Origin of the sequence: Spartinivicinus poritis (assembly GCF_028858535.1) — a bacterium.
Classification (GTDB): Bacteria; Pseudomonadota; Gammaproteobacteria; order Pseudomonadales; family Zooshikellaceae; genus Spartinivicinus; species Spartinivicinus poritis.
Genome location: NZ_JAPMOU010000141.1, coordinates 1 through 2,222, shown reverse-complemented (window position 1 = coordinate 2,222; position 2,222 = coordinate 1). Strand labels below are relative to the sequence as shown.

1 protein-coding gene is annotated in these 2,222 nt (G+C 45.2%); it reads left to right on the top strand.

The window, feature by feature from the left end; genetic code table 11:
- A partial coding sequence (locus ORQ98_RS29380) for a condensation domain-containing protein (RefSeq protein ID WP_274692383.1) occupies positions 1 to 2,222 on the top strand: 2,222 nt, incomplete at both ends.

The window sequence follows — 2,222 nt, the reverse complement described above, 5'->3', positions numbered from 1 at the left end:
AAAGTAGATCGCAAGGCACTCCCTAAACCAACGTTGCAGCAGGTACAACAAGTCTATATTGCACCGGAAACAGCTACGGAAGAAAAACTGGCAGGGCTTTGGGCTGATGTATTAGGGGTGGAAGAACCCATCAGTCGTGAAGCCAATTTCTTTGAAATCGGTGGACAGTCATTAAAAGCCATTCAATTACTGAGTTTAATTAGACAACAGTTTTCGGCGGAGCTGGTGGTCAAAGATATTTTTCTGACCCCGGTATTAGCGGATTTAGCCACCCTGATTAATCAGGCTGACGAACAACAACAGTCGCCGGTTATTCCCACTGACCGTACCGGGTTGATGCCATTATCCCATATGCAACAACGGCTGTGGTTTATTGATCAAATGGAAGGCAGCAGTACCCATTACAATATGCCCCTGGCTTTTAACTGGCATGGGCCAATCAATATAAAGACATTACAGCAGGCCTTACTGACTTTAGTGGCACGCCATGAAGTGCTGCGCACCCAATTTATCAGCCAGGGCGGGCAAGCCTATCAGCAAGTGGTGCCGGTACCAAAGTATTTTCCGTTGCCAATACATGACTTGCGTGACGAAACAGAATCGGAACAGCAAATTAAGCTGACAGCGCTATATGCTCAGGCAGATCAACCATTTAATTTAAGCGGTGATCTGATGCTGCGAGCGCAATTAATCCGGCTGGATGACACGCAGAGTATTTTACAACTGAATTTGCACCATATTGCGGCAGATGGCTGGTCGCTGGATATTTTAATGAACGAGTTAAGCCAGCTTTATCTGGCCTATGAAAAAGGAGAAGCCAACCCTTTACCGACATTAGCCGTACAATATGGTGACTATGCCCAGTGGCAACAAACCTGGTTACAGGGGGAATTATTACAAGCCAAAATAGATTATTGGCAGACGCAGCTGGCCGGAATACCACAAGTCCATAGTTTGTCATTAGACAAGCCGCGCCCAGTAATGCAGCAATACCATGGAGGATTACTCGAAACAGCGATACCCCATGAGGTAACAGCCCAGTTAAAAGGGATTTGCCAACAACAGGGGGCAACCTTGTTTATGGGGCTGCATGCGGCATTTGCAGTATTACTCAGCCGGTTTAGTGGCGAACAGGATATTGTGGTAGGGACACCAATCGCGAACCGTGAACAAGCAGAAGTCGCAGAATTAATCGGTTTTTTTGCTAATACCTTGGTTTTACGTTGTGACCTGAGAAATGCCCCCACTTATCAAACGCTACTTGGCCAGTGTAAAGACACTGCCTTAAAAGCCTATGAGCATCAGCAAGTACCGTTTGAACAATTAGTCGATATTTTACAGCCGGAAAGAAGTCTGAGTTATCATCCCTTATTTCAAGTGATGTTGTCGTTAGCACAAACAGCACCAGAAAATCAGGAAACGGAAGGGCTACCCATTACCCCTATTGATCTTTATAAAACGGGAAATGTAGCAGCTAAATTTGATTTAACCTTACATGCAGTTGAGCAAGCAGAGACAATTTCATTAGGCTGGGAATATTGCACGGATTTATTTGAAGCTTCTACCATCGAACGAATGGCGGCAAGTTTTAATCAATTATTAATAAGCCTGTTAGCCAATCCAGAACAAAATGTTTTTAGTTTACCGATGCTCAGTGCAACGGAGCAGCAACGGTTATTAATGGATTACAATAAGACAGCTGCTGAGTATCCAAAAACAGCCAGTTTACCAGGGTTATTTGAAGCCCAAGTAGCCCGTACACCCGATGCCACTGCCGTCACCTTTAATAATAAATCACTGACGTATGCCACATTAAATCAGCAAGCCAATCAATTAGCGGTTATTTTACAAGCCCAAGGGGTAGGGCCTGATCAGCTGGTTGGGGTGTATTTAGAGCGTTCCATCGACATGGTAGTGGCACTGTTAGCTACTGTGAAAGCGGGTGGGGCGTATGTGCCATTAGACCCAAATTATCCGCAAGATCGTATTCAATACATGTTGGCAGATAGTGAGCCGGTGGTGGTGCTGACCAGTACAGCACTGCAAGCGACATTATCAGAGATATTACCAGTAGCGACCAATACCCTGTGCTTGGATGCCCCTGAGATAAAACAACAGCTCAGCAGCCAAGCATTTATCGAAAATCCAGTTGTGGCCGATTTTACTGCACAACACTTGGCGTATGTAATTTATACGTCAGGTTCTACCGGTAAACCAAAAGG